The sequence below is a fragment of the Sediminicola sp. YIK13 genome (assembly GCF_001430825.1).
GTDB lineage: Bacteria > Bacteroidota > Bacteroidia > Flavobacteriales > Flavobacteriaceae > Sediminicola.
In genome coordinates, this window is sequence record NZ_CP010535.1 from 598,534 (window position 1) to 622,433 (window position 23,900).

The 23,900-nt window shown below is 38.0% G+C and carries 21 protein-coding genes and 1 tRNA gene; 7 read left to right on the plus strand and 15 right to left on the minus strand.

Going from position 1 to position 23,900, the window contains the following annotated elements; translation table 11 throughout:
* Window positions 1–12: 12 nt before the first annotated feature.
* Window positions 13–5,190: an MBG domain-containing protein gene (locus SB49_RS02645; protein ID WP_162254200.1), complete on the minus strand. Its 5,178-nt coding sequence runs from the start codon at window positions 5,188–5,190 to the stop codon at window positions 13–15.
* 382 nt (window positions 5,191–5,572) lie between these two features.
* Here SB49_RS02645 and SB49_RS02650 point away from each other — a divergent pair, with 382 nt between their 5' ends.
* Window positions 5,573–6,100 carry a Pycsar system effector family protein gene (locus SB49_RS02650; protein ID WP_062053589.1) on the plus strand — a complete coding sequence of 176 codons (528 nt, stop codon included), beginning with the start codon at window positions 5,573–5,575 and terminating at the stop codon, window positions 6,098–6,100.
* Window positions 6,101–6,105: 5 nt separating this feature from the next.
* Here SB49_RS02650 and SB49_RS02655 read toward each other — a convergent pair whose 3' ends face one another.
* The 5 genes from SB49_RS02655 to SB49_RS16000 all read right to left on the minus strand — a co-directional run bounded on the left by SB49_RS02655 (window position 6,106) and on the right by SB49_RS16000 (window position 10,798).
* Window positions 6,106–6,711, minus strand: a complete 606-nt coding sequence (locus SB49_RS02655; protein WP_062053591.1) for an HD domain-containing protein — start codon at window positions 6,709–6,711, stop codon at window positions 6,106–6,108.
* A gap of 147 nt (window positions 6,712–6,858) precedes the next feature.
* Complete coding sequence (locus tag SB49_RS02660; protein WP_062053593.1) at window positions 6,859–8,823, minus strand: adenylate/guanylate cyclase domain-containing protein; 1,965 nt, start codon at window positions 8,821–8,823, stop codon at window positions 6,859–6,861.
* Window positions 8,824–9,118: 295 nt separating this feature from the next.
* The gene (locus tag SB49_RS02665) at window positions 9,119–9,454 is read right to left on the minus strand and encodes a hypothetical protein (protein ID WP_062053595.1); all 336 of its coding nucleotides are present in this window, start codon (window positions 9,452–9,454) and stop codon (window positions 9,119–9,121) included.
* Between the two features lie 574 nt (window positions 9,455–10,028).
* Window positions 10,029–10,523 (minus strand): hypothetical protein, encoded by a 495-nt coding sequence (locus SB49_RS02670; RefSeq protein WP_062053597.1) that lies wholly within the window; start codon window positions 10,521–10,523, stop codon window positions 10,029–10,031.
* A gap of 110 nt (window positions 10,524–10,633) precedes the next feature.
* Window positions 10,634–10,798 (minus strand): hypothetical protein, encoded by a 165-nt coding sequence (locus tag SB49_RS16000; RefSeq protein WP_156036436.1) that lies wholly within the window; start codon window positions 10,796–10,798, stop codon window positions 10,634–10,636.
* Window positions 10,799–11,171: 373 nt separating this feature from the next.
* Between SB49_RS16000 and katG the strand changes: the two genes are divergently transcribed.
* Window positions 11,172–13,421 (plus strand): catalase/peroxidase HPI, encoded by a 2,250-nt coding sequence (gene katG / locus SB49_RS02675; protein ID WP_062053599.1) that lies wholly within the window; start codon window positions 11,172–11,174, stop codon window positions 13,419–13,421.
* A gap of 135 nt (window positions 13,422–13,556) precedes the next feature.
* Here katG and SB49_RS02680 read toward each other — a convergent pair whose 3' ends face one another.
* Window positions 13,557–13,739 (minus strand): hypothetical protein, encoded by a 183-nt coding sequence (locus SB49_RS02680; RefSeq protein ID WP_062053601.1) that lies wholly within the window; start codon window positions 13,737–13,739, stop codon window positions 13,557–13,559.
* Window positions 13,740–14,008: 269 nt separating this feature from the next.
* Window positions 14,009–14,082: transfer RNA gene (locus SB49_RS02685), tRNA-Met, on the minus strand.
* Between the two features lie 137 nt (window positions 14,083–14,219).
* Here SB49_RS02685 and SB49_RS02690 point away from each other — a divergent pair.
* Window positions 14,220–14,603: an START-like domain-containing protein gene (locus tag SB49_RS02690; protein ID WP_062053603.1), complete on the plus strand. Its 384-nt coding sequence runs from the start codon at window positions 14,220–14,222 to the stop codon at window positions 14,601–14,603.
* Window positions 14,604–14,658: 55 nt separating this feature from the next.
* Window positions 14,659–15,504, plus strand: a complete 846-nt coding sequence (locus SB49_RS02695) for an aminotransferase class IV (RefSeq protein ID WP_062053605.1) — start codon at window positions 14,659–14,661, stop codon at window positions 15,502–15,504.
* Here the strand turns inward: SB49_RS02695 and SB49_RS02700 are convergent.
* The 5 genes from SB49_RS02700 to SB49_RS02720 form a co-directional block, all read right to left on the minus strand.
* A complete protein-coding gene (locus tag SB49_RS02700; RefSeq protein ID WP_062053607.1) occupies window positions 15,501–16,061 on the minus strand; it encodes a YqgE/AlgH family protein in 561 nt (186 codons plus the stop codon). The genes SB49_RS02695 and SB49_RS02700 overlap by 4 nt on opposite strands.
* Before the next feature lie 96 nt (window positions 16,062–16,157).
* Window positions 16,158–16,430 (minus strand): HU family DNA-binding protein, encoded by a 273-nt coding sequence (locus SB49_RS02705; protein WP_062053609.1) that lies wholly within the window; start codon window positions 16,428–16,430, stop codon window positions 16,158–16,160.
* 177 nt (window positions 16,431–16,607) lie between these two features.
* On the minus strand, window positions 16,608–17,555 hold the full coding sequence (fmt, locus tag SB49_RS02710) for a methionyl-tRNA formyltransferase (protein WP_062053611.1): 948 nt from the start codon (window positions 17,553–17,555) through the stop codon (window positions 16,608–16,610).
* 1 nt (window position 17,556) lies between these two features.
* Window positions 17,557–19,452, minus strand: coding sequence for a RecQ family ATP-dependent DNA helicase (locus SB49_RS02715; protein WP_062053613.1), 1,896 nt, complete (start codon window positions 19,450–19,452; stop codon window positions 17,557–17,559).
* Window positions 19,453–19,454: 2 nt separating this feature from the next.
* Window positions 19,455–19,994, minus strand: a complete 540-nt coding sequence (locus tag SB49_RS02720; protein WP_062058782.1) for an AAA family ATPase — start codon at window positions 19,992–19,994, stop codon at window positions 19,455–19,457.
* 87 nt (window positions 19,995–20,081) lie between these two features.
* Here SB49_RS02720 and SB49_RS02725 point away from each other — a divergent pair, with 87 nt between their 5' ends.
* From SB49_RS02725 to murA, 3 genes are all read left to right on the plus strand, one after another.
* A complete protein-coding gene (locus tag SB49_RS02725) occupies window positions 20,082–20,369 on the plus strand; it encodes a DUF493 family protein (protein WP_062053615.1) in 288 nt (95 codons plus the stop codon).
* 88 nt (window positions 20,370–20,457) lie between these two features.
* Window positions 20,458–21,108, plus strand: coding sequence for a DUF4290 domain-containing protein (locus tag SB49_RS02730; RefSeq protein WP_062053617.1), 651 nt, complete (start codon window positions 20,458–20,460; stop codon window positions 21,106–21,108).
* A gap of 14 nt (window positions 21,109–21,122) precedes the next feature.
* A complete protein-coding gene (murA, locus tag SB49_RS02735) occupies window positions 21,123–22,430 on the plus strand; it encodes a UDP-N-acetylglucosamine 1-carboxyvinyltransferase (protein WP_062053619.1) in 1,308 nt (435 codons plus the stop codon).
* Here murA and SB49_RS02740 read toward each other — a convergent pair.
* Window positions 22,420–22,845 (minus strand): hypothetical protein, encoded by a 426-nt coding sequence (locus tag SB49_RS02740; protein ID WP_062053621.1) that lies wholly within the window; start codon window positions 22,843–22,845, stop codon window positions 22,420–22,422. The two genes, murA and SB49_RS02740, sit on opposite strands and share 11 nt — an antisense overlap.
* 23 nt (window positions 22,846–22,868) lie before the next feature.
* Entirely contained in the window at window positions 22,869–23,867 is a 999-nt protein-coding gene (locus tag SB49_RS02745) for a pirin family protein (RefSeq protein WP_062053623.1), read from the minus strand.
* Between the last annotated feature and the right edge of the window lie 33 nt (window positions 23,868–23,900).

The window sequence follows — 23,900 nt, forward strand, 5'->3', positions numbered from 1 at the left end:
CATATTTTTCAATTACTTCTTTATAATTTTATAAAAGGTGCTTTCCCCGTTTTGTTCTACACCTATATATAAAAGGCCAGCCTTAAATTTTGAAACATCAAGGTAGATTTCAGGTGAGTTATTTCCTTCTATATTTTGCTTTAGGATGGTTTGCCCTACTTCGTTGTATACACTTATCTTTATCAGATCAGAAGTTATTCCCGTTACAATGTTCACATAATCTGTAACTGGATTGGGGTATACCACTAATTGTTCAACTGTATTTTGCTCCACGGAATCGGAAATTTTCGCTGTTAAGGAGGTGTTAGAAATACAAGGGTTAGCATTAGAGCCGTTAGCGGATTTTGAGGCACTTTTACACCCTGCTGTAATCACTTCCCATTGCAATGTTTCACCATTGGTATAAATTTCAAAGGTATGTTTTCCTGGTAGAAATACTTCTGGAGGGGACCCTACGAAAATAGCCTTGCCTTTTAGAATGTTTTTTGACCCATTCGGAATAAAAATTGGGGTATTTAGGTTGTTAGTATATTCAAATCGCAACAGTGTTGTTATTTCTGGACGTCCTGCTATTGTGTACGGACTTTTGCAAATATCTGATGCCTGAATTCTGTTATTACAGCCAACCGATGGATTTACATACAGTATGCCTGGAACTTGGGTCAGGTTGTAGTTCTCATATCCAGATAAATCAGAAACATTTGCATATACATCATATTCCCCCCCAATTAGGTTGCCAGACTGAACAAGACCATTTTTATCTTTGATTATAAAACTATTAATAATGGGCGTAGTATCATCACATACCAATCCGTTCACCATGATGTTAAAGTTTGTTGGTATTGGATTGCCTTCTGTAATAAAAGTGGATAAAATCTCTATCTGAAGTTCCGTCTTGTTGATGGTTAAATTACCACTTTCAATGGTTACATTATAATTGTCCGGTTGCACAAAGTCGTTAACAGTTATGGTACTGCTGGTGGTACAGGCATCCGATGGGGTGAAGTTTAAATCGCCTAAGACTTCAGAAATAGTTTCATTATAGGGTAATGGTTCTAAATTGGATTTAATTGTATAAGAAGGGTCCTCTAACTGACCATAGGTGATGGTAGCATCTTCTACCGAAACCGTTAGCTCAAATTTATTCACCGTCAGTAAACCACTATCTATATAGGATATATCATAATTCGGGGAGGTGTTGGTGGCAGTTGCCTTAATGATATACGGACTATCCAAGACTCCACAAGATTCACAATCTACGGTATAGATCAAACCTTCAGGGAAAACCTCTTCTGCAGTATCAGTATTTTGTAAGCCATCTATAATTCCTGTCAGGTCTTCCTGTGGATCATCGCCATAAACGATATCTGTATCCTGCGAGGTAACAGTGAGTGTTGCAGGTAAAATTTCAAGAGGGGTTGGTTGATATCTAATTTCAAAATTTGTATCTAAAATACCTCCAGGAATAATATACTGTGTCCCCGCATCTATCCCAGTGATTACGTTAAGGGGGCGTATGTCAATTGGAATTTCACTTAGGGCATCGTCACCATTTAGAATCACTAAAATATTTTCAAACGCATTTAGGATAGGAGCACTCTCACTATTTACTAATGAAATACCGTTAACCAGCGCAAAACCATTGACCAGTGATATCCCGTTCACCAATGAAAAGCCATTTACCAGGGATATGCCATTTACCATGGATATTCCGTTCACCAATGAAAAGCCATTTACCAATGAAAAACCATTTACCAAAGAAAACCCATTAACCAAGGAAATGCCGTTGGTAATGGTAGAGAACTCACCTGATTCTATTTTTTGATCAGAAAAAAGGTCGGCCCCAAAGTTGATTACCTTTTCATTCCCAGTTCCATTTACTAAAGAGAAGCCATTTTGAGAAACAGTTTCCGATTGATCTACGGTACTTTGGGAAACGAAAAATGTTTTGTTCACTAAAGAAAAGCCATTTAAGGTTGGTTCCCCATTTACAAGGGATATTTCGTTGACCAGGGAAATCCCATTTACCAAGGAAAAGCCATTGACCAAAGAAATGGCGTTCGCATGGCTTTCTGAGAAAGTGCTGGCGACCACAGGATCTACAGTTACATCTGTTTCTCCGTTTTCTCCAAAAATATAATCGAATGAAACCTCAGGTAAGGAATCACCGTATGTTATCGGATCTATGGCTTGCGGCTTTATGGTAACGGGCATAGGGTTGATATTCAATACTCCCGGCTCTATTATAAAATTATAGAGTTCCGATAAGCCAACATTGATATTCGCAATAGTCACATCTATGGCATAAATACCTACGATAGAAGAGGAGGTGGCCTCTGTATTAAGTGTTATTGATGGCAATAAAAGGTTTAATTCTTCGTCAGAAAGTGGTAATTCTGTATCACCAACAATGGTACTAAAGGAAAAAGTTGGATTCTCTTCCCCATATCTCCTTAGTTCATTATTGGCTCGGACAATTACATCTGTTATGATTGGATCGGTAAACGTTTTTGTTTCGGAAGTTCCACCATCAGATCCATTTGTTAATGGTCCCGGCTCTGTAAATACATAGATAGGAGGGTTGCCCAGAAATTCAGGAATTGTAGCTTTCAATGTTGTTTGGCTAACAAAGGTGGTTTCCAGTTCTTCCCCTCTAAAAATAACCACAGATGATTCATTGAAGGAGTTTCCTTCCAAGATAAGCTCAAAAGACACATCTCCAGGCTCAAATAGATCCAAATCTAGATTATCGAGATTAAACTGAATTAAATTGGGGGAAGGATTAGAAAAGGAAGCTAGTGCACCGTCGGCGGAAACAAATCCGTTTCCTGTTTTAAAGTCAAAACCAGGAGCTGCCATATCTATCGCAGTATTGAGTAAAATATTTCTAACACTTAAATTGATGTCTGAATTTGTGGGATCTACCTCAAATTTAGATTTTGCGTCCATAATAAGCGCTGCCACACCAGCGGCATGAGGCGCCGAGGCTGAAGTACCAAAGAAATTTGGTAATAAATTACCATCAAAATCCGGTGCCCCTAAATTTACCGAAGTATCACCCCCTGTAGGTGCCATTAGATCTGGTTTATTTCTTAATGTGCCTGTCGTTGTTGTACCACCAAGGGACGAAGACTGTTGGGCAGTAAGAATTCCTCCAAAACTTTCTGTGTTGTCATAGCGTACCGCTCCCACAGCAATAGCTCCTTCTGCATTGGCATGTCCAACAACAGTAGATCCGCTCGCTGCGGGAATAGCCTGAAAATTACCGTCATTACCTGCACGAAAAACCACATATTTAAATTTTAAAGGGGAACTATTCCCTGCCGCTCTTTCAATCAGTATATTAGTTGTGGTTGGATTCAGTACTGTAAATGGCATTATTTCCACAGGATCTGCTCCTAAATTATTTCTATTGAATCCATAGAGGATGGTACCGTTATCACCAGCGAGGTATATGTCCATGTCATTTAGTGCCCCTGTAGAAGATCCTAGGGAGTAAAAATCATCATCCCATTGCAGGGCAATAATATATTGACCTACGCCTAAGGTAATGTTCTGTAATACATTATTTCCGCCAAAATCGTGGCGTGTAGGATTCGAAAGGGATGGATTAAAGGTAGATTCATAGGATCTAGAACCAAAATTACCAGCAGAACTAAAGTAACTTACGCCACTGGCAGTGGCAGTATTAATAGCGTCTGCTATAATACCATCCCTATAGAACGGGCCTCTCATATAGGTAAGGTCATCAACTATAATATCGCAATTAAGGTTTACCAGTTCAGAAATCCCTGCTGCCATATTGCCTTCAGAAATAAATCCTGTTCTAAAGAGTAATTCTGCATCTGGGGCCACATCATGTATAATTTGCATCATGGCCCTTCCCTCATCGCTCGCAATACCATAGGGGAAATCTTGAACAACCACTACGGGGTTTTCATTTCCTGGTAGATCGCCATTGTCAATATCTGTTTGTACAGCAGGACTTATGGTAGGTTGTATACCACTTTTTCTGTCGTAACTATCAGAAATAACGCCAACCTTAACATCAACCCCGGAAACGTTCCAGCCAAGTCGGGCAAGATTTGAATTTTGGGCCGCATCTCCCTGGCTGTCAATTAATCCCTGGTTTGGAATTGGGGGTGACACTTCGTACACCTGATTAATAATATCAGATCTGGCATTGAGAGACTGTAAATCTTCAATTGGAAAGAAAACTGTAATAACTCGCTCGTCATCCTCAGGTGCATATACATCAGAAATATAATCATTGGTGCCAATTCCAAAGGTGTTTAAAAAGGCACTTACGCGGCTAAATTCTCCATTGAAAATTATAATTTCAATCAATACCTGATTATTAGGGTTGATGGTGTAAATTAAATCGTTGTACGCTTCGTTAGCATTATAGTTTAAAACCAAAGAAGTTAATGCAGATCCTATGATTTCATTTACCTTGGAATTAGGGGGATACCCAGGAAGAATATCACAATTAGTTAAGATGCACTCACAGATTTTAGTTACCTCTTCAATAGTGCTTGGTGATCCAGGAAGGCCATTGCCGTTTTGACTGAAAAAGTATATAATATCTATTCCCCAGGTACCAAAATTATTGATATTTCCGTTTAGTGTTTTAACACTCCCATTCCCGGAAATGTTATTATTGTTTACAAAGTTCCCATTGGTGAGTTCTACACAAGAGTTGGATACTACTATTTGGGCATCATTGACAATATTTCCGTTTTTTATTAGTAGGGCATTGGTTAGTGTAATTAATCCTAAATTATTTAAAACTCCTGGACCTATCTCAATTTGTCCTTGGTTAACAGTTAATGACGTACCTGCAGAAATATTTAAATTACTAATAGTTGATAATTTGGCGTTGTTCCCGATTATTAAATCAGCTTTATTCTCCAGACTAATGGGATTGTTGGAGTTATAGAAAATATTGTGATTGATTATAATGGTGCTATTGGAAACTTTTCTATCCGGTACCGGGTTATTGGCACAAGGTCCGCCAGAACAAATCCAAGCGGTGGGGTCATTCCAATCGTCAGATAGACCAGTGGTAGTGTAGTCCTGTGCCGATAAAGTAGTTACTAATAAAAGAAAAAGAATGTTAATGGGTAGTAGAAATCTTTGACTTGTGCTTTTCCCAGTGTTCTTGGTAGTGGTTCCCTCAATACGTTGCATAATTGGTTGATTAAATGGATTAACCATGCATCACATATAAAATGTCTATATCTGTTACGTACGATAATATTACAATGGTAGAAATGGGTAATATGTGAGGGAATTACATTTAAATATAGGTAAGGTTTCTTTTATTAAGGCATTGCAGGTCAATAACTTCCTATAAATTAACATTTAATTAACATTTCAATGAGGGAATGTTCAAGTTTGGCAAAAATCGCTTAATTTCTATGGATGTTTTTATTGAAAAACTGTTTTATTAAACGTGTTAAACTTTGTATGAGCCTTTTGTATTTTTTAATGAGAGACATAAATTTGATCCTAGCGAAGTTAATCTCCTTACTATTTTTAGTACTTTTAGATTTAACTCATTTTAAAGATCATGAAGAAATTAACACCCGAAGACAAAATTAATGTGTATTGGCAAGGAATTTCCTATATAAATGGTCTCAATAGGTCTTCTGAAATTAAAGCCGGACTAATTATATCTTTTTATGGTCTTTTGTTGGGAGTGGTTTTTAAGATTGCCACGGGAATGGAAAGTAATTTTAATCTTAATGTACTGCTTTCAGCGACATTCTTAATTTTCATCTTTTTTGTTTCGCGATCTATTTATTTTAGTTTTAGATGTTTTATGCCCCAAATAGAAACAAAATTCGAATCCAATATGTTTTTTTTCCACGATGTGGTCACGAAATATGGTACTATCCAGGAATATTCAAAAAAATTGATGGATTTGATGGATAATGAACAGGAGCTTTACGATCATTTGGGAGAGCAGATATTTGTCAATTCTTTAATTGCTTCCAAAAAATTTATCGATGTCAATAAATCAGTCAAAAATTTGGTATACAGTTTTATTCCCCTATTGGTAAGTGCAATATTGCTCATATCCCAGGTATTCTTATAGGAACACTAGGTATTTTTGGCAAGCAAAGTAGTCTTTAATTCTTTTAATTTTTTTGCCTTATTCTTTTCACGATGTGTTTGTGCGTATTGGGTGTGGTATTTGTGCTTTTCTAAAAACTTAATTTGTAAGTTGAGCCATTCAATATGATCGGACACAAAATCGAAATGATTAAATTCTTGATATAGCTTTTCGCTCAGGATGTCATAATCTTTTCTACCTAAATAATCTAAATCGGCATCGGCGATGATTTCTTCATAAAAGGTCTTTGGCTGCTGAGGTACTTTTGTTGCCATGATTAATCCATTGACAATATTGATTTCTTCCTCGGTTAATACATTTTTAACATAGGGCTCAATAGCGATTATACTTCTTTCTTCGTGGTTGATAGGAGATACAATATAACCATAATCGTGAGAGATAGCCGCGATTCGTAACAGCTTTGCCATTTCCTCATCTATTTTAAGGCGCTCTATATAGTGATTGCATACGTTCGCCACGTCAATGGTGTGATCCAGTGAGTGATAAGTAAGATGATCTGGTAAATTTTCCTCAAGATCTTTTAAAATCTTAAGGCAAATCTCGGGGTATGCTTTTTTGTTACTAAGAACCATATAATTATATCCTATAACTAGCAGTCGGTACAATTTAAACAAATTATTGATTAAATTATTGTTCTGCCAAGTATTTAATTAAACAACAAACTCTTTAGTATGTAATGCATATTTCAGTCTTGTAAATAAAGGTAGTGTCAATTTAATTTAGGATTGTGCTACTAGTTCTTTATTATTTTCTTCGAGAAAATACATTTTCAGTTTTTGAGAATTCTTTACTTTAATAATTCCCCTATAATTAAATTTATATTTGTCTTTCAAAAGTTGAAACGTATTTTCTGAGATATTAATTTTTCCTTCCACAGAATTGCTTTCCATTCTGGCGGCAATATTTACGGTACTACCCCAGATGTCATATTGAAATTTCTTTGTGCCAACAACCCCTGCCACAACTGGGCCCGTATTGAGTCCTATGCGTATTTCGAATGGATGAATGCCCTCTGGAGGATGTTCTTTTGTTTTGTGTACAAAATCAAGAATATCCAAGGCTGCATTTAAAGCATCTTCAGCGTGGGTTTCATTTTCTGTGGGAAGTCCCCCTGCACACATGTAGGCATCACCAATGGTCTTTATTTTTTCAAGATTGTATTTTTCAATGATCGTATCAAAATTTTTAAAATAGTAATCAACGCTGAAGACCAGCTTTTCAGCAGAAATATCCTCTGCAATTACAGAAAAGGCTTTGAAATCGGTAAAAAGTACCGTGACAAAATCAAATTCTTTTGCTTTAATAAATCCATTAGCTTTAAGCTCTTCAGCGGTTTCTTTCGGCAAAATATTCAATAATATCGCTTCTGTCTTGTTTCGTTCTTTATCCAAACGTTTATGTGATTTTTTAACATACCGGTATTGAAAGAAGAAACCTGCAATAATTACAAAAAACAACCCTGAGAGGGCCAACAAATATTTTTTGGATATTGCCGAACGCTCAAGTTCAATTTCTTTTAGTTCGTTGTTTTTATTTAGAAGTGCTATTTCTTTTTCCTTATTTTCCAGATCAAATTGAAATCTGAGATCACCTATAGATTTTTCATAGGAGTCGTTCTTAAGGGTATCGACCATTAGTGAATATAACTTTTGATATTCATATGCCTTTTCGTAGTCTCCCATCCCAGAATAGACATTGGACAATCCTTTATAAGCTTCTTTTTTAGCTCTATAGACCCCCGTAATTTCCGTAAGTTCTAAACCGGATTCAAAATTAAGGATAGCCTGTTCGAATTTTTTTTGTTGGATAAGGATGTTCCCCAAATCAATATACGCTTTGGTTTTCTCCATTTTAGAATCGGTTTCACTAGCGGAAAGAATGGCATCTACTTGATATTTGACCGCTTTGTTCAAATCACCTAATTCCTCATATATTAATCCCATCAAATTGTAACTTATGGAAAGGTTTACACCAGATTTTTTGAAGGCATCAATGGCTTCGTTCATTTCCGATAATGCTAAATTTGGCTCATTGTTTTTTAGATACAACTCTGCCATATTTATACAAGCGGTTCCAATACCCTCTTCATATTTAATATCTTTAAAGATGGCCTTAGATTCAAGGTAGGCTTCAAAAGCTTCAGGGTACGTATTTTTTTGATTGGAATAAACGGTTCCAATGTTTAAATAAGCCGTTCCAATTCGTGAAGAATCCTGAATTTGCTGACCTATTTTCAAGGATTTTATTAAGTAATCAAGGGCTTTCGGATCATCTCCTTTGGTTTGATAAACGGCTCCTAAATTGTTCAATAAATTGCTGATACCTGCCTTATGGTCTATTTCCTCAAATATGGCCAAGGATTTTTTCCAAAATATAAGCACATCGGAATATTCTCCTTTATAATAGTGAGCCAATCCCAAGTTTTTGTAGGCATAGCCAAGCCCACCCTTAAAATCGATTTTCTCTGCCAATACTATTGCTTTGTTTGAGTAGGTCATTGCCGAGTCTGGGTTTGACATAAATAGCAGTGCAGCAATGTCCAATAAATGATTTACAGCGGTAGTATCATTATCCTTTGAATTGATGAGCACATTAAGGCTATCAATCTGCCTTGTAGTTTGAGAGAATCCTATTTGGAAAACAAGAAATAAAACAAGAACTAAAATGGAATTATAATTTTTCAAACCTATTCTTTTAAAGGTTATCGGGGGAGTTGAATTAAAAATAGTAATTTATTTCCGTGCTAAACTACTATTGAGAAGTAATTTACAGCAAATAATCGATAATAGGGCATGTTTCTGTAGGAAATGCCCTTATTTTTGTTATATCGTAGTTTACGATTATAAGGTAATGCAATTAAAAAAGGGATTGAAAATTATGGATTTAACTTAAATCAACACCTTTCCTGAGCTTTTGATAGCTTAACTTTTTAATTATAACCCAGAGAGTAGTTTGTACCTTTAATGAATGAACAAAGGTTCAATAAATTAAGTTATCCAGAATTTCATCAATATATTGTTCTTTTAAGGAGAAATCTTTGTCTGAATTAAAAACTTCTTGTATCTCTTTTTTGATCTCTAGGAGTTCCATAGTGGAAAAATGAAGCCTTTCCACGGCAGCTTCAATTTTATCCAGACTCATATCCTCGTTATCGTTGCTTATTTCTTTGTAAAGACGATCGAAGATTTCTTTGGTGCTTTTTGATTTAATTAATTCAATTTCTTCTGGTGTTTCTTTCCAATCTGCTTTAGCACAAAGCAAAAGGATATAGGTCTTCAGTTCGTTTTTAGACCATTTTGGTGCTTCATTTTTCATCTTATTTATTTTTGGTACGGTTCGTTTCAATAAATACTAGTTGCACGTCTTTTAGGAACTGGACTTATGAAGTCTACTCTAAGAACATCATACATTTCCTAACCTTCTACTTAAGATTTAACCACTTCATAAATCCTTAAAAGCATACAATTGGACTTTCAACCACATATGTTTTCAGCTGGCTATCTTCATTTAATTATTGAAGAAGACTACCTAATGATTATATTCCTTAAGATCAATAGCTCCTCATTTCAATTAAAAGGACGCATAAGATCTTTGATTTCAAACCCTTAAGTTAATTTATTTAAATGAAAAGTAGGTTTTTATTTTTATCAAATTCAAGGTAGCATGTATACATCGCACATTTTTTACTTTCCAGAAAACTAATACGACACCCCTTTAATGCTTGGCGCCTTGTTTCCATGTTTGTTTTTGGTGTCAAAATTGACCTACCTTGTTTAATAGCTTTATTCTATTTAGTTATTGGGTATATTCTTCCCTACCTATTACCTATTATTAATATCATAATGAACAATTCTTTTAGAAGTTATCTCTTCTATGATACTACCCAGGTTCAATTTAATAATTTCAAGATAGACTTTTTTGCAGTAGGTGAGAGGGATTCCAAATACTTTTCTTGGGCCAGCAGTACTAATTCGTTGTTTAGTTCAGGGTATTTATGGGCAATTTTTCGGATGTATTTAAAGGCAGTAAACCGTACTGAAGGTTTCTTTTCCGTTTGTTTCCATAAAGACACACACAAATCGTACAAATAGCCTTCCTGTTCCTCATTAAGATCCATTTCCAGAAGGATTTTTATTAATTCGCGCTGATGACCGTCCGGCTTATTACTGATATTATCTAAGATACGCTGAATATGATTTTGTACACGAGGGTCGTTTTGCTCAATACAGCTCCATAACAGCCAAGCGGCCCTCCATGAATAGGGTTGTTTATCGGCAATGGCGAGGTGAATGGCCTCATCATAAAACTCCGGATGTGAGTTCATATAAGAAATCATTTCAGCTTTATGTGAATGCGTTAAAACATATTCCAACTTAGTTTCCATGAATAAATGAATGTAAAAAATAAATTATACTGATTCTACTGTACAAATTCTTATGGCCTAAACTTCACTTATATTTAAGTGAGTGGTCAATTAGTCAACTATGAACAGATTTACTTTTTTAATTCATCTGTAACAACACCCGCCACCACACCAATAATTAATCCAAATAAGGAGCCAAAGGAAACTCCATACCCCATGTTCCCAGTTACAGCACTGTAAATAATGCCAATTAATAATCCAAGTATAAAGCCGTAGGGTATGTATTTTAAATTCATAATAAGTATAATAGGTTTAGAGTTGATTCGTGACTTTTAGTAATAATTGTTCCCTCAAGTTAGCCTATTTCTTAAGAATTTTCAAATGAAATGTATTAGTTCCCAATACATTTAGTTGTTGTAACCCTTCACTTTCGGATAGAAAAACGCTCTATTTTATGCATCTAATAGTAAGTTACTAAGGCAATCGTTCGTTGCCACGATTCACCATTAAAATGGCATAACCGCTTTTTTCAAAACAATTCTTATCACCCCAGATTTTATAGAGGTAGAAAATGAGCCATAGGCATTATCTATGATGATAGTCCTTTGGATAACTATTTTATTTGGTAAATTTATAATCCTAAGTAAAATATTATAAAAAATCATAAAAATGGAAGATAAAAATAAAAGCTCCAAGGGTCACGTTTACGACGTTAACAGTTCTGAGGCTGCTCGATGCCCTTTTTTAAACGGGGAAATGAACCAAGCCGCAGGAGGTGGGACCAATATCAGAGATTGGTGGCCCAATCAATTAAAATTAAACATCTTAAGACAGCACTCCACTTTGGTGGATCCCATGGATGAGGATTTTAATTATGCGGAAGAATTTAAATCCTTGGATTTGAAAGCCATTAAACAAGACTTGTATGACCTAATGACAGATAGCCAAGACTGGTGGCCTGCAGATTATGGCCATTATGGTCCGTTTTTTATTCGTATGGCTTGGCATAGTGCAGGTACTTACAGAATTGGGGACGGCCGTGGTGGAGCTGGATCAGGATCTCAACGCTTTGCTCCTTTAAACAGTTGGCCAGACAATGCAAATCTTGACAAGGCAAGACTCTTGTTATGGCCAATTAAGCAGAAATATGGAAAGAAAATTTCTTGGGCAGATTTAATGATCTTGGCAGGAAACTGTGCACATGAATCTATGGGATTGCCTATGTTCGGCTTTGCCGGTGGGCGTGAGGATATTTGGCAACCCGAAGAAGATATATATTGGGGCTCGGAGACCGAATGGCTTGGAAACAAAGAGAGATATAATGAAAAAGGAGAATTGGAAAATCCTTTGGGTGCTGCCCATATGGGACTGATTTATGTGAATCCTGAAGGACATAATGCCAACCCCGATCCAGTTGAGGCAGCGCATTATATACGTGAGACATTTGGCCGTATGGCAATGAACGATTATGAGACCGTTGCTCTTATTGCAGGAGGGCACACCTTTGGAAAAACCCACGGTGCTGCTAAAGATACGGAATGGTTAGAGCCAGAACCAGCAGGGGCCTCTATTGAAATGCAGGGCATGGGTTGGAAAAATAACTTTGGAACCGGAGTAGGTGCTGATACTATTACAAGTGGTTTGGAAGGTGCTTGGACCAATACACCCACAAAATGGAGCCATACCTACTTTGAGAACTTATTTGGTTATGAGTGGGAGCTGACCAAAAGTCCGGGTGGCGCATGGCAATATAAGCCCGTGGGAGACGCCGGTGCTGGAACCGTACCAGATGCTCACGATCCAGAAAAGAAACATGCGCCTTTTATGCTGGTGACAGATCTGTCACTGCGCATGGACCCTGCTTATGAAAAAATTTCCAGACACTTTTTGGACAACCCTGAAGAGTTTGCCGATGCCTACAAGAGGGCATGGTTTAAACTGACCCACCGCGATATGGGACCCATAGAGCGTTATTTAGGTCCAGAAGTGCCCCAGGAAGAATTAATATGGCAGGATCCCGTTCCTGCTATTGATCATGCATTGATCAATGAAAATGATGCAGAAGATTTAAAACAAACTATTCTAGGGTCAGGTTTATCCGTTTCCGAATTGGTTTCTACCGCTTGGGCATCGGCATCGACCTTTCGTGGGTCAGATAAACGTGGTGGAGCAAATGGAGCCCGTGTTAGATTGGCACCACAAAGGGATTGGAAAGTGAACAATCCTCAACAATTGGCTAAGGTTTTAAAGACATTAGAGGAAATTCGAGAGAAATTCAATAACGCCCAAACAGGAAACAAAAGGATTTCATTGGCAGATTTAATTGTTTTGGCAGGTTCTGCCGCGGTTGAAAAGGCAGCAAAAGATGCCGGACACGACATCCAAGTGCCTTTTTCAGCTGGGCGTTCCGACGCAACTGCAGAACAAACCGATGCAGAAGCATTTGAAGCCTTGGAACCGCGGGCGGATGGTTTCCGTAATTATGTGAGATCTGGCTTGACCCTTAAAGCGGAAGAGCTTTTAGTGGATAAGGCCCAATTGATGACCTTGACCGCTTCAGAAATGACTGTCTTGGTTGGAGGGATGCGTGTTTTGAATGCCAATTTTGACCACTCCAAGCATGGGGTATTTACGAATACTCCAGGTTCGTTGACCAATGATTACTTTGTAAATCTTTTGGATATGGGAACTACTTGGAAGGCAATATCAGATGATGATGATGTTTTTGAGGGAATGGATAGGAAAACGGGTACCGTAAAATGGACAGGAACGCGTGTTGATTTAATTTTTGGATCAAACTCCGAGTTACGAGCATTAGCTGAGGTTTATGCTTGTGCGGACTCCCAAATGAAATTTGTTATAGATTTTGTGGCCGCATGGACAAAGGTAATGAACCTTGATCGGTTCGACTTGGCCTAAAGCATACTGGGTTTAGGATTAATAACCTAAACGTATTTACATGATAATCAAAAGGTGGTCTAAGTATAGGCCACCTTTTTTATTTCGCAACTTTTTCCGTGTTACAATCTTATAGCACCGTGGAAATATGGTATCCTAATATTTATTTTTCTTCTGCTGACCAGGGGCATAGGCTTTCGCCGATTTGCTGCCTGTTGCTTTTTTAACCTGTCCCGGGGCAGAATTTTTTGCAGACACATGTACAGTGGAGCTACATCCCGTTGTTAATCCGATTACCAAGAAACAGATCAAGCTAACTTTTAATATTTTAATGAACATAACTTCAAATTTTAGTTGGCGAAATTATGTTATTTTAAGATTGCTTATATATTTAATAAAAATATTTATCTGAAATGCAGAAGGCTGATATTCAATAAGGTTGGTACAGGTTTTTGCAGCGTATACCGACTTCTATTAGATTGGGCTCAGTGGCCATACTTTACCAATTTCACTTACATACATGTACAGAAATATAACTCCAACAATGGTGCACAAATAAACGGATTGGTGTTGACCAATCCGTTTTTGTAATTGAGGTTTAAACCTTGTAGCGAGAGGGGGGCACGATCCCCCGACCTCCGGGTTATGAATCCGACGCTCTAACCAACTGAGCTACCTCGCCATTGCCGTTTTAAGCGGGTGCAAATATATAGTTAAATTTCTTCCCAATCAAAATTCAAATGGTAAAAAATAATATTGGGCAATTATTTTTTTATCATGTAGAAATATATATATTGTCCGACGAAAACATTATATAGAATGAGTGATAAAGTGAAGTTCGAAGTTGAGTTTGTGATACAATCATCTCAACCCCTATTATATCAATATATTTCCACCCCATCTGGCTTATCAGAGTGGTTTGCAGATAATGTAAACTCAAGAGGGGAGTTGTTTACTTTCATATGGGATGGGTCAGAAGAAGAAGCTAAATTATTAAAGAGAAAAAGTGATGAATTTGTTCGTTTTGCGTGGGTAGAGGCAGAGGATGATGCTTATTTTGAAATGAGGATTATAGTAGATGAAATAACATCTGACGTATCCTTGTTCATTACAGATTTTGCGGATGAGGATGAGGTAGATGAAGCTAAGATGCTTTGGGAAAACCAAATCTCAAGTCTTAAGCAAGTTTTAGGTTCTTCCTAAAGATTTTAGACCATAAAACAATATCTTTGCGCCTTGAATTTTCAAGGCTTTTTTTATGGTTAATTTTAATGGTGACATCCTATCTCAAGACACACTTTTCCTCAATCATGAAAACAGAGGGCTGAGGTATGGTGATGGACTCTTTGAAACCATTAGGGTTGTCAATGGGAAAATTTTCTTTTGGGAAGACCATTACCTTCGCCTTATGGCCTCAATGCGGATTATGCGTATGGAGATTCCCATGAACTTTACCATGGAATTTTTAGAAGAGCAACTGTTGAACACTATTGCATCCAACGGTTTGGAAAATGCTCCTGCCCGAGTGCGTTTTTCAGTATTTAGAAACAATGGCGGGTATTATTTGCCAGAAACCAATGAAATATCCTATATCATGGAGGCTGGGGAGTTAGATTCACCATTTTACATGATACACCAACAAGATTATGTAGTGGAGCTGTTCAAAGATTTTTATGTGAACCCGGACATGCTTTCTACCTTAAAGTCCAATAACAAGGCCATAAACGTTGTTGGAAGTATTTATGCAGAGGAAAATGGGTACCAGAATTGTTTATTGTTAAACAACCAAAAACAAGTAGTGGAAGCTTTAAATGGCAATCTATTTTTGGTAATGGGCAACACGATCAAAACGCCTCCCAAAAAGGACGGATGTCTCAATGGCATTATTAGAAAGAAATTGATAGAAATGGTCGGAAAATTGGAAGCCTATACCTTAGAGGAGGCATCAATTTCCCCTTTTGAACTTCAAAAGGCCGATGAATTGTTTATTACCAATGCCATAGTAGGGATTCAACCCATTACCAGGTATCGCAAAAAGAATTTTGAAACCAAAGTGGCTTCAGATTTATTGGGTAAGCTTAATGCTGCCGCTAGGCTAGGTTAGTTAAGATTGGGGTTTTCCGGAAAATTGGACCATAGGACATAATCTCCTCCCAGCTCGATCATTTTTTCTTTCCAAAATGTATTGGCCGATTTGTGGATGATATCACTTTTGTATTTGTTGTGCACAACTACCCATGATTTGGAGGTGAGCTCTTGATCCAACTGTAAAGAGTTCCAGCCAGAATAGCCCAAGAAGAATCGGATATCCTTTTCTGTAATATGACCTTTATTGATAAGATCAACAATATTTTCGAAGTTGCCTCCCCAAAAGATACCATGAGATATCTCTATACTTTCTGCAATTAGATGGGGAACCTTATGTATGAAGTATAAGTTGTCCTGTTCCACAGGGCCACCATTGTATACCTGGAAGGGTACGCTAATCTCGGTGACCAATTCATTAATACTATACATCAAAGGTTTGTTGAGAATAAAGCCAACGGAGCCTTCTAAATTGTGTTCGGCAATCAATACTACCGACCTGTTAAAAGAAACATCGCCAGTAAGTGTCGGTTCTGCGATTAAAAGCTTCCCTTTTTTTGGTTTAATGCTGACCATTACACATTGATTTTACTTAAAAATAAGACAAATCCCTTTAAAAACAAAAAGGCACTCCATTTTAGGAGTGCCTTTTTCAAATTTATGGAATATAAATTAGTTTACTGCACCTGCTAATTCAGCACCTGCTTTAAACTTCACAACGTTTTTAGCTGCAATTTGGATAGTCTTTCCAGTTTGTGGATTTCTACCTTCTCTTGCTTCTCTTTTTGATACAGACCAAGATCCGAAACCAACTAAAGAAACTCTGTCACCTTTTTTAAGAGCTCCTTCAACATTTCCTAAAAAAGACTCTAAAGATTTCTTAGCTGCTGCTTTTGTGATGCCAGCGTCAGCTGCCATTGCATCGATTAATTCTGTTTTGTTCATAATTGAATTAAATTAATTGTTGTTAAAATAATTTTTTGTACTCTAACAAATTTATACGGATTTGTGGTTAACGCAAGTAAAATCAAGGGAAATCCCTTATTTTGTTGATAACTTCGGGCGTTTGTTGATAAAGTAGGGTTTTTTCTACATTTCTATCAGCCCTTTGGTAGCAAGGGTTTAGCGTACATAAGCGTTTTTTAACAAATTAAGGCCATTTAAGACTTCATGTGTAGCCATTTTTCGTTTTCCTGGTAATTGAATTTCCCTGAGTTGAATATATCCACCTTCAACCGCAACTTTTAGGTTTTTTTTATCAAATATCAATTGCCCGGTTTCCAATTGGTGTTCCTGTTCTTCTTTGGTAGCCGCATAGATCTTAAGGAATAGTTCTTCATCTCCATTATATAAAGTAGTCCAGGCAGCAGGATAGGGGCTTAAGCCCCTGATATGGTTAAAAATATTGGATATAGAAAGGGACCAATCAACTTGGCAAGTCTCTTTGTGTATTTTGTAGGCCAATTTTAAGTCTCCTGTCTGAGGTTGCTTAATGGGTTTTACTTGGTTGGACTTTATGAGTTCAACGGTTTTTTGAACCAGCGAAGCTCCCAGGTGCATTAATTTATCATGGAGCTCCCCAGCAGTTTCATCAGGATCAATAGAAGTTTTTTCTTGAAGTATTATTTCACCGGTATCAATCTTGTCATCTATATAAAAGGTAGTGACCCCGGTTTCTGTCTCCCCGTTCATGATCGCCCAATTGATGGGAGCTGCACCCCTATAATGGGGCAGGAGGGATGCATGCAGGTTAAAGGTGCCATATTTAGGCATTTCCCATACCGCTCTAGGCAGCATTCTAAATGCCACTATGATTTGCAAATTGGCGTTCAGTCCCTTTAATTCGGATAAGAATGCCTCATCCTTTAAATTGGTGGGCTGTAAAACTGGCAGATTATGTGCTGTGGCATATTGTTTTACTGCAGATTCATTGAGCTTCCTTCCCCGTCCGGCCGGCTTATCAGGCGCTGTGATCACCCCTACTACATTATAGGAGTTTTGGACGAGCTTGTCCAAAATAGCCACCGCAAAATCGGGCGTTCCCATAAATACGATTCGTAATGCTTCCATGTTATGTTATTTTATATTCGTTTTTTGAGGTGATGGCAACATGACCATCTTCCAGTAGGCCCTGCAATACAATCAAAATGGTATCTTCCTTATAAGTAAGTGCCAAGGTCAGGTTTTTTGAAGTCTGATTGCCTTGGCGCAGTATTTTCAAAATATCCCCTGCTACCAATTTTTGGATATCTGTATCGATCTTGTTTTTGCTAAGGCAAACATCACAATTGCCGCAAGCCTTCCGTTCCTCACCGAAATAGTGGAGTAATTGTGTGCTTCTACAGACCTTTTTGTTATTGACATAGGCCAATATACTTTCAATATTATTAATTTTAACCTGTTGCTGCTCCTTTACTTTTCTAGCGAAGATATTAATGGTCCTGTCGTCTTCCCGTGGTACTAGAAAAATAATTTCCAGATCACTGCTTTGAGCCTTATAGTCAACAATCCCATCCGTATTCAATTGTTCCAGGGTTTGATGGATTTTCTCCTCTGGGATATTTGTTTTTTTGGAGATTAATAAAGGATTGATCTTTGTAGGATGTTCAAAAATGCCCCCATAGGTTCTCAGGATGGTCTGTATCAGTGGAGCAATGGCCTTATGGTTTTCCAAATAGTAAAATACTTGGCCCTTTGTTGCAATAAATTGAAGGGTTATTTTTTTGGTAAAGGATTCAGAAAGCGAAATCACAGAATTTTGATCTAGTATCCGAAGCCCATTATAAGTAAGGGCCGTATTTAGTTTATAGGTGTCACAAAATTTATTGAAATGAAAATGAAAAGTTTCGGCAGTTCCTTCTCCGTATGAAATCTGGAAATAGTTATTTAATTTTTTGTAGAGCAGTTTTAGAAAATCAATATCGGGAAGTACGCTTAAGAATTGCTGTTTTACTTGGTTTTCATCAGCCTGGTTGAGCACCATGACCGCCTTGGCAGGATTGCCATCTCTCCCGGCCCTCCCTGCTTCTTGGAAATAATTCTCCAGACTGTCAGGAATCTGATAGTGGACCACAAGTTCTACATCGGGCTTGTCTATTCCCATGCCAAAAGCATTAGTGGCCACCATTACCTGTACTTTATTCTCCAGCCATAATTGTAGTCGCTTTGTTTTTTCTTTTTTAGGATTGCCCCCATGAAAAAAAGTGGTCGCTAATTTATGCGCATTGAGAAAATCGGAAAGCTCTTGGGCGGACCTTCTTGTCCTAACATAAACAATAGCACTTTTTTGTAGCCTATGACAGAGTTTTTTTAGTTGGAACTTTTTATCCTCGTTCCACTGTACATGAAAAGAAATATTGTCTCTGGAAAAAGAGTCTTTATAAACTGCAGCAGCGGATAATTGAAGGTTCTCCGTTATATCTTCTGCCACTTTGGGAGTGGCAGTTGCCGTAAGGGCTATGATAGGAGTTTCCGGTAATAGCTCCCTTAAAACATTGCAATTTAGATAAGCAGGTCTAAAATCGTTGCCCCATTGGGAGATGCAGTGGGCTTCATCTATGGCGATAAGATTTACATTCATTTGTTGAATGCGTTCCTGTACCAACTCTTGTTGTAGCCGTTCCGGGGACAGATATAGGAACTTGTAATTGCCATAGAGGCAATTATCGAGGAGATCTATAACTTCATTAAAAGAAATACCACCGGTAAGCGCCAGGGCTTTAATGCCCTTGTTCTTCAATGCGTCCACTTGGTTTTGGATCAATGCGATTAAAGGAGACACCACTATACATAGGCCGTCTTTGACCATAGCAGGGACTTGATAACACAATGATTTTCCGCCACCAGTGGGGAGAAGGGCGAGTACATCCCGTCCTTGGATTACGGTGTCAATAATTTGTTCCTGCGATCCCCTGAATTGAGAAAAGCCCCAATATTTTTCTAAAATCTCATGAGGGTCTTTAACCACAATTAGTTTTTTACTTTATTTAAAATAAAGGATAATCTTTCCGCTACTGTGCCCTTGGGAACATGTATGGTTTTATACCCATATTTTTGATAACTCGCCTCCAAACAATCATGAATACGTAAGGCCTCATCATAATTTTCATATCGTTCGCCGTCCGTAGCATAAATTTCCTTCCATGGGGGCAAGAGAAATACGGTGTCATAGGTGTAGGTCTCACAGGCCTCTATGAAACTTTCGTCATATTCTTGGTCAAAACAGTCCATGTAGGCAACAACATCGGGTAATCCACGATCCATAAATACATATTCGGCAGGTATTTTTGAGGCTTCAAAAAACTGCTTGATTCTTCCTTCAGTCAATTTTTTGCTGAACAACAGGGGATCCGTCACAAACAATTGTTGTATGCCTTGTTCTCTGGCTTGCAGGGTAATACTTCTAGAGATTTCATGAATACATGGTAGACCCATTAATTCAATTTTTTCAACTATGGATGTTTTTCCGGTACTAGGTCCGCCTGTGATAACAATCTTTTTTGGCTCCAATAAAAATATTTTATGATGCAAAGTTAATGAAATAGCTACTAGCGTAAAAAATTGCAACGGTTACTTTATATTTGTAAAAAGAAAAATATGGACACTGAAAAATCTGACGAATTTTACAGAAAGCTAAAAATCCAATTGGAGGAAACCAGTTCTTGGCCCACCAATTACCTCTATAAATTTATTGTTCCAACAGAAGGGGAACGGATTGTACAGATCCACAAAATCTTCGATAATACTGGTGCAGTAATTGAATCCAAACAATCAAAAAAAGGAAAATACACCAGTTTGTCCATTACCGTACACCTTAAAAATCCCGATGCAGTAATTGAAAAATATAAGGAAGTAGGGAAGGTTAAGGGGGTTATATCACTTTAATAATAGTATTTGTACCATATTTTTGTTAATTTGCAGACCTAGTAAAGCTTACTTCACTTATAATAACTTTTAAGCAAATTCTTTTAATTTGAATCTAGTAGAAAACATAGAGTATAATACTGAGCGCTCGCAGCTCATTATTCCCGAGTACGGAAGACATTTCCAAAAAATGGTTGATCATGCCATATCCATTGAGGACAGAGAGGAACGCAACAAAATTGCCCAGGCTATCATTAGTGTTATGGGTAATATACAACCCCATTTGAGGGATGTTCCCGATTTTCAACATAAGTTATGGGACCAGTTGTTCATCATGTCCGATTTTAAATTGGACGTAGACTCTCCTTATCCTATTACGAGTAAGGAGGTACTTCGGAAAAAACCAGATCCCTTGGCCTACCCACAGAATTTTCCAAAATATCGTTTTTATGGGAACAACATCAAGAGAATGATCGATGTTGCCGTGGAATGGGAAAAAGGGGACATGAGGGATGGTCTGGAATACGCCATAGCAAATCACATGAAGAAATGTTACCTGAATTGGAACAAAGATGTGGTAGACGATAACGCCATTTTCAAGCATTTGTATGAATTGAGTGATGGGCAAATCGACTTAAAAGGCGAGAATCTTACCGAAAGCGGACAGTTCCTAAAGAACAGGGTTGCCAAAACCCCTAGGAGCAGCAGTCCAAAAAAGAACCAAAGAAGCAATACTAACCGCGGTAAAAAGCGATACTAATATTTTCAACGTAAATGGGAACATTTAGGATTGAAGGTGGTCACCAACTACATGGTGAAATAACACCACAAGGAGCAAAAAATGAGGCATTACAAATTTTGTGTGCCGTACTACTGACTCCAGAAAGAGTAACAATAAACAACATTCCGGACATCGTTGATGTCAATAAACTGATATCCTTATTGGAGGACTTGGGAGTAAAAATCCAAAAGAAAGGGAAAGGATCATTTACCTTCAAGGCCGACGATGTGAACTTGGATTACCTCCAATCTGACCAATTCAAAAAGGATGGTAGGGGCCTTAGGGGTTCCATTATGTTGGTAGGGCCTTTATTGGCGCGTTTTGGTAAAGGATATATTCCTAAACCAGGAGGTGATAAAATTGGGCGTCGTCGTTTGGATACCCATTTTGAAGGGTTGATAAAATTAGGCGCTAAATTTAGGTATAATAAGGAAGAACTTTTTTATGGGGTAGAGGCCAAGAAATTAAAAGGGATCTATATGCTTCTTGATGAGGCTTCGGTTACGGGTACGGCCAACATTTTGATGGCAGCCGTATTGGCAGAAGGGGAAACCACAATTTACAATGCCGCATGTGAACCTTACCTACAACAATTGTGCAAGATGCTCAATAGAATGGGTGCGAAGATCACTGGGGTAGGCTCTAATTTGTTGAAAATTGAAGGAGTTGAAAAATTAGGCGGAACGGAACATACGATGCTTCCGGATATGATTGAGATAGGGAGTTGGATAGGTCTTGCCGCAATGACCAAAAGTGAACTTACCATTAAGAATGTAAGTTGGGACAATTTGGGCCAAATTCCGACGGTTTTCAGAAAGCTGGGAATCACTTTGGAACGCAAGGGAGATGATATCTACATTCCCGCACACAAGGATGGATACGAAATACAGAATTATATAGATGGTTCTATTTTAACCATTGCAGATGCTCCCTGGCCGGGACTTACACCAGATTTATTGAGTATTATCCTAGTAATGGCAACGCAGGCCAAAGGTGAAATATTGGTGCATCAAAAAATGTTCGAAAGTCGTTTGTTCTTCGTGGATAAACTAATAGATATGGGCGCTAAAATTATCCTCTGCGATCCACATAGGGCCACCATTATAGGCCATGACTTTAAATCGACTTTAAAAGCAACCACTATGGTATCTCCGGATATTAGGGCAGGAATTTCTTTGTTGATAGCCGCTTTATCAGCAAAAGGAGTCTCTACCATTCATAATATTGAACAGATAGATAGGGGTTATGAGAATATAGATGAACGTCTTAGAGCCATTGGTGCTAAGATTGTTAGGGTCTAGTTAAGGAAAGGTATATTTCCAAGACACTCCAAACAAAAATCAAACTCCATAAAAAAGTACGAATCCAATTTCTTTTTTCCAGCAGATGTAAATCTTCTGGGATAAAGGAGTTGGATCCTATTTTTCCATGTATGGGTACGAATATGGAAAATGTAATAGCCCAAAGGGATAGCACCAACATAAAACTTCCGACCGAATAAAATGATTGGCCAGTATAGACCTGGAATCCGCTTACCAGTAATTGGCCCGTCATTAGGGGCATAACGATATAGGTAATACGGACGGTATAGGTTTGGTGCCATCGGACCAGATCAGAAGCGGAATAGTATTTAAAACTTGGATATACTACGAGTTGTACCATCCAAATCAAAACAACCAAACCTAAATCAAGAAGTAGCCGTAAAGCTTCAATCATGTGATGAAATATTTCACTTGTGTTTATTTCTCTACCAATGTGCCATCGGGGTATTGGGCAAACCTCCCTTTGTTACGATCGTGTACATTATCGGAATAGGGCCAAGGCCACCCTCCAAACTGGGTCAACTGGTATTCTTGCATTGCCTGTTGTATTTCTTGGTCTGTATTCATCACAAAAGGCCCATATTTGGCAACGGGCTCATTTATGGGTTTCCCTTGTAACATTAAAAAAGAGGCTTTTTTAGCTCCACTTCTTAAGACTACCTCTTGGTCCGAATGCAGATCGATCCCGTGGTTAGGGGTGATTTTTTCATCGCTTACCGTACAGTGGTCCCCATCATAAAAATAGAGGCTTCTGTGTATTGGACCGCTAGTGGCCGGTAAAACAAATTCGGTATTGGGATCCAAATAAATATTCCAAACTGCCACTTCATTTTCTGGATCGGCAGCCCAAGAATTTGGGGCCGGTTTAGGGGCCTTATTGCCTTTGAAGCTCCCTGCCATAACCTTAACAGTGCTACCATTGCTTTTTATAACGGGGATATCTTCATGCCACAACATGGCAAAATGGGGTTCTACAAATTTATTTGCCTTGGGTAGGTTCAGCCAGATTTGGAAAAGCTCCAAGGGGTTGTCCTCCTCAGTTTTGAGCAACGGGAACATTTCTGAATGTTGCACTCCTCTTCCTGCCGTCATCCACTGTACGTCTCCCTCTCCAAAGCGACCTGCTGCCCCTAAAGAGTCAGAATGGTCACAATACCCTTTATTGACAATGGTAATGGTCTCAAACCCTCTATGGGGATGATAGGGAAAGCCAGGGATGGTCTGTCCGTGGTACATCCGCCATCCATCTTTTATGGTAAAGTCATTACCCAAATTTCGACCTTCGAGGGATGCGGCAGGTCCCATTTCTTCATTACCTTTTGGATAATGGTCCAGGTGGTAGACACAAAATAAAAAAGGATCCTGCGTTTGCCATGGGAAGCCCAGTGGGTATATGTTCTTGATGATGTCTTTCATGATTAAATTATAATATGATACTAATAAGTGATA

Coding starts and splice junctions, on each gene's coding strand:
- SB49_RS02740 (WP_062053621.1), bottom strand. CDS start 22,845: ATGATTGAAGCTTTACGGCTACTTCTTGATTTAGGTTTGGTTGTTTTG.
- fmt (WP_062053611.1), bottom strand. CDS start 17,555: ATGGAAGCATTACGAATCGTATTTATGGGAACGCCCGATTTTGCGGTG.
- SB49_RS02705 (WP_062053609.1), bottom strand. CDS start 16,430: ATGAACAAAACAGAATTAATCGATGCAATGGCAGCTGACGCTGGCATC.
- katG (WP_062053599.1), top strand. CDS start 11,172: ATGGAAGATAAAAATAAAAGCTCCAAGGGTCACGTTTACGACGTTAAC.
- SB49_RS02670 (WP_062053597.1), bottom strand. CDS start 10,523: ATGGAAACTAAGTTGGAATATGTTTTAACGCATTCACATAAAGCTGAA.
- SB49_RS02745 (WP_062053623.1), bottom strand. CDS start 23,867: ATGAAAGACATCATCAAGAACATATACCCACTGGGCTTCCCATGGCAA.
- SB49_RS02700 (WP_062053607.1), bottom strand. CDS start 16,061: ATGGTCAGCATTAAACCAAAAAAAGGGAAGCTTTTAATCGCAGAACCG.
- SB49_RS02690 (WP_062053603.1), top strand. CDS start 14,220: ATGAGTGATAAAGTGAAGTTCGAAGTTGAGTTTGTGATACAATCATCT.
- murA (WP_062053619.1), top strand. CDS start 21,123: ATGGGAACATTTAGGATTGAAGGTGGTCACCAACTACATGGTGAAATA.
- SB49_RS02665 (WP_062053595.1), bottom strand. CDS start 9,454: ATGAAAAATGAAGCACCAAAATGGTCTAAAAACGAACTGAAGACCTAT.
- SB49_RS02680 (WP_062053601.1), bottom strand. CDS start 13,739: ATGTTCATTAAAATATTAAAAGTTAGCTTGATCTGTTTCTTGGTAATC.
- SB49_RS02655 (WP_062053591.1), bottom strand. CDS start 6,711: ATGGTTCTTAGTAACAAAAAAGCATACCCCGAGATTTGCCTTAAGATT.
- SB49_RS02725 (WP_062053615.1), top strand. CDS start 20,082: ATGGACACTGAAAAATCTGACGAATTTTACAGAAAGCTAAAAATCCAA.
- SB49_RS02645 (WP_162254200.1), bottom strand. CDS start 5,190: ATGCAACGTATTGAGGGAACCACTACCAAGAACACTGGGAAAAGCACA.
- SB49_RS16000 (WP_156036436.1), bottom strand. CDS start 10,798: ATGAATTTAAAATACATACCCTACGGCTTTATACTTGGATTATTAATT.
- SB49_RS02650 (WP_062053589.1), top strand. CDS start 5,573: ATGAAGAAATTAACACCCGAAGACAAAATTAATGTGTATTGGCAAGGA.
- SB49_RS02695 (WP_062053605.1), top strand. CDS start 14,659: ATGGTTAATTTTAATGGTGACATCCTATCTCAAGACACACTTTTCCTC.